Source organism: Nostoc sp. CALU 1950 (assembly GCF_051172895.1).
Taxonomy (GTDB): Bacteria; Cyanobacteriota; Cyanobacteriia; order Cyanobacteriales; family Nostocaceae; genus Nostoc; species Nostoc edaphicum_A.
Map to the genome: position 1 here is coordinate 1 of NZ_JBDNJQ010000290.1, position 4,195 is coordinate 4,195.

Genomic DNA, 4,195 nt, shown 5'->3' on the forward strand with positions numbered 1-4,195 from the left:
GCATCGCCCTGCACCTTTGATGCATCGCCCTGCACCTTTGATGCATCGCCCTGCACCTTTGATGCATCGCCCTGCATCTTTGATGCATCGCCCTGCACCTTTGATGTATCGCCCTGTACCTTTGATGCATCGCCCTGCACCTTTAATGCATCGACTTGCAAAAATTAACCTTCCCGTTATTAGGAAATAGGAAAAATAGGTTGATCTTATGAAGATTACTTTAACTCCTCAAGCAACTCTATCCAAATCTCTACCCCCAGTTGATGCCAAGACTAGAGTCAGTCAATTGATGCGACAGTTGCAAGACGAAATCTCTCAGGGTTTGCAACAGCTAGATGGCGGAGGCACGTTTCAAGAAGATGCATGGGAACGACCTGAAGGGGGCGGCGGCAGATCCCGCGTCATCCGCGACGGTGCAGTATTCGAGCAAGGTGGAGTTAATTTCTCTGAAGTCTGGGGTTCTCACCTACCGCCTTCAATCTTGGCACAACGTCCAGAGGCAGAGGGACATCAGTTTTATGCCACCGGAACTTCAATGGTATTGCATCCGCGCAATCCTTACGTGCCAACTGTTCATCTCAACTACCGCTACTTTGAAGCTGGCCCGGTTTGGTGGTTTGGCGGCGGCATCGATCTAACGCCTTACTATCCGTTTGCTGAAGATGCAGCCCATTTTCATCACACATTAAAGCAGGCTTGTGACGCGCACGATCCCGAATATTATCCAGTCTTTAAACCTTGGTGCGACGAGTATTTTTATCTCAAACATCGTCAAGAAATGCGGGGCATTGGCGGGATCTTTTTTGACTATCAAGACGGTCAAGGTCAGCTTTATCGAGGCCCCGATCCCAAAGGAGCAGCAGCAATCACCAGCGATCGCGTTGGCATACCAGCATCCCGCAATTGGGAAGAATTATTTGCATTCGTGCAGGATTGTGGTAAAGCTTTTTTACCTGCTTACACGCCAATTGTCAAGCGGCGGCAGTCAATGGAGTATAGCGATCGCGAACGTAATTTTCAATTATATCGGCGCGGACGTTATGTTGAATTCAATTTAGTTTACGATCGCGGCACAATTTTCGGACTGCAAACTAACGGGCGCACGGAATCAATTTTGATGTCTTTACCTCCATTAGTGCGTTGGGAGTACGGCTATCAACCCGAACCAAACACCCCAGAAGCCGAGTTATACCAAGTATTTTTAAAGCCTCAAGATTGGGCAAGCCTGACATCGCTTCTGGTTTAACTTTTGCCGTCAAACCGTTGCTTGCCTGCTTTGCGTTACTAAAGTCTTCACTGAAATTTGAAGGATTGACATGAATTTACAATTACTCTCGAAACCTTCAAAGCAATGGACGCTGGCTGTAGTTGTCGGTGGTACTGCCCTTACAGGAATTATCGCTTTCTACGGTATTTCTCAATCAAATTCTCAATCGAAACCAACCAGCAAACCCGTTGAAGTTGTGCAAACCAGACCAAAGATTGAGGAAATTACCGCTTTAGGACGGATAGAACCAGCAACGGAAGTTATCAAAGTATCCGTACCTGCTACATTAAGCAACGATCGCGTCGCCCAACTCCTCGTACAGCGTGGCAGTAGCGTTAAAGCAGGTCAAGCGATCGCCATTATGGATTCGCGCGATCGTTTGCAAAATGCTCTACTGGAAGCACAAGCACAAGTCAAAGTATCCCAAGCACAGTTAGCCAAGGTGCAAGCTGGCGCAAAATCTGGAGAGATTGCCGCCCAAAAAGCTGAAATCGCTCGCCTTGAACAAGAGTTAAAGGGCGAAATAGCTACTAGAGATGCCACTATCTCTCGCTGGCAAGCCGAAGTCAAAACTGCCAATAGTGAGTACAATCGCTATTCCTCGCTTTACCAAAACGGAGCGATTTCTGCTGTGGAAGTAGATCGAAAACAACTTGCTCTGGAAACAACGCAAGCACAGCTTACCGAAGCGAGAGCTAACCAAAATAAGAGTGTAGATACTCTACGACAGCAGATCAAGCAAGCTAAGGCAACCTTAGATGAGATTGCTGAGGTACGTCCGGTAGACGTGCAAGCAGCTGATGCTGAAGTCAATAAAGCGATCGCCGCAGTCAAAAAGGCTGAAGCTGATCTCGCTGAAGTTTATATTCGCGCCCCCATAGCAGGTCGCATTCTCGATATTAAGGCCAAACCCGGAGAAGTCGTTGGTGAGAAAGGCATTGCCGAACTCGGACAAACCAGTTCGATGCAAGCGATCGCAGAGATATATCAAACTGATATTGGCAAAGTTCGTGAAGGTCAACAGGTAACGATTTCGAGTGAGTCGTTCTCCCCAGAGTTACGCGGAACTGTTCGACTCATTGGACTACAGGTGATTCAACAAGAAGTAACTAGCGGCGAACCTGGAGAAAATCTCGATCGCAAAGTCATTGAAGTGAGAATTGCCCTCGATCCCCAAGATAGCAAACGAGTTGCGAACTTAACTAACTTGCAAGTACAGGTTGCCATTCAGCCAAATAACAATTAAGAGGGGACTGGGAATAGGGAATAGGGAATAGGGAAAATTAAGATTTGTTTCTTGAATTTTGAATCGCGTGGCAGGTTCAAGCCCCCACTCTCTACTCTTTAATTTTGAATTTTGAATTTATAATTTTTAATTGGAGCGAAGCGACTTGACTATCAAAACATTTATATTCGGTAAATTATTCCGCAAAACCCCACTTGCTTGGCGGCAAATGAGCCGTCAAAAGACTCGATTGTTCGTTGCTATAGCAGGAATTGCTTTTGCTGATTTTCTGATGTTTTTTCAACTGGGAGTTAGAGATGCACTCTTTGATTCGCAAGTTACCCCCTATACCACGCTTAAAGGAGATTTATTTTTAGTCAATAAACTGTCTGATAACTTGCAATCTATCAAAAGTTTTTCCAGAAATAAGCTCTATAAAATAGCAGGTGTTAACGGTGTAGAATCCCTAGCGACGCTATATGTGAGTCAAGCATCGTGGCGAAATCCTGAAAATCGAGCTAGCCGTCAAATTTTTGTCTACGGAATTGATCCGAATCAGCCAGCATTTGACTTACCAGAACTCGATCAACAATTGAATAAACTGAAGTTATTGAATCGAGCGTTGTTTGACAGAGCCGGATTGGTTCCTCAGCTTGGGGACGTTCCTAGTTTACTGAAAAAACAGAATCCGCTTTCTGTTCAAGCTAACGATTATAAAATTCAAATAGTTGGATTATTTAAGCTCGGTTCTTCTTTTTCTGCTGACGGCAATCTGATCGTCAGCGATTCTACCTTTTTACGGCTCTTTCCCCAACGCCGATCAAACGAAATCGATCTGGGTATTGTTGACGTAGAACCAAATGCCTCGATCGAGCAGATCCAGGCTGATTTACGAGCCAAGCTACCGGATGATTTACTGGTACTAAATCTTGCTGAATTCACTGCCCGTGAAAGTGCATATTGGTCTACAGGTTCCTCTATTGGCCCGACTTTTAACCTCGGTGTTGCAATTGGTTTTTTAGTCGGAGCAGTTATCGTTTATCAAATTCTCTATACCGATGTCTCCGATCATTTGCCCGAATACGCAACGTTAAAAGCAATGGGTTACAGCGATAGATATCTGATTGGAGTTATTGTTCAAGAAGCTTTTACTTTAGCGGTTTTGGGCTTTTTTCCAGGTTTTTTGCTATCGAGTGGATTTTACATCTTTTTTCAATCTGTGACGTTTTTACCAACTACGATGAAACTAGCTCGTGCGGTAACTGTGCTAGTTTTGACTTTCGTCATGTGTCTTGGAGCCGGAGCGATCGCTATGCAAAAGTTACGAGCAGCCGATCCGGCTGATATCTTCTAAGTTTTGAGCGATCGAGTGATGAATTTTGAGTTGAAGTGTAGAAAAATATCGCATTTTAAAACTCATAGTTTTCTAGCCCTACCAGTTTTCTAGAACCAAGCCCAAGGGAACTCCAAGAAATAAATTATCCAATATTGTGGGGTGGACATCTTGCCACTGGTGTCAACTTAACGCGAAACCGCACGTCCGCCAGGGATTTACAATCCTTGGAGGGTGAACAACACCCAATCAGTACACTATTTTTGGCTGAAGTTGACACTAATGGCATCTTATCTTGCCCGCCCAATAAACAAAGGCGGGCGAGACGCCATTGGTGTCAAGTTAAGAAAATTAGAGTCTTGTCAAGTGG

At 44.9% G+C, this 4,195-nt stretch carries 3 protein-coding genes; all 3 read left to right on the plus strand.

Annotated features, from left to right (window positions below; all coding sequences use genetic code 11):
• Positions 1 to 208: 208 nt before the first annotated feature.
• The 3 genes from hemF (at position 209) to devC (ending at position 3,846) form a co-directional block, all read left to right on the plus strand.
• Positions 209 to 1,246: an oxygen-dependent coproporphyrinogen oxidase gene (hemF, locus tag ABF638_RS36890; RefSeq protein ID WP_435027702.1), complete on the plus strand. Its 1,038-nt coding sequence runs from the start codon at positions 209 to 211 to the stop codon at positions 1,244 to 1,246.
• Between the two features lie 70 nt (positions 1,247 to 1,316).
• Positions 1,317 to 2,513 carry an ABC exporter membrane fusion protein gene (locus ABF638_RS36895; protein WP_435027704.1) on the plus strand — a complete coding sequence of 399 codons (1,197 nt, stop codon included), beginning with the start codon at positions 1,317 to 1,319 and terminating at the stop codon, positions 2,511 to 2,513.
• A gap of 145 nt (positions 2,514 to 2,658) precedes the next feature.
• Positions 2,659 to 3,846 (plus strand): ABC transporter permease DevC, encoded by a 1,188-nt coding sequence (gene devC, locus ABF638_RS36900; protein WP_435027705.1) that lies wholly within the window; start codon positions 2,659 to 2,661, stop codon positions 3,844 to 3,846.
• Positions 3,847 to 4,195: the final 349 nt, after the last annotated feature.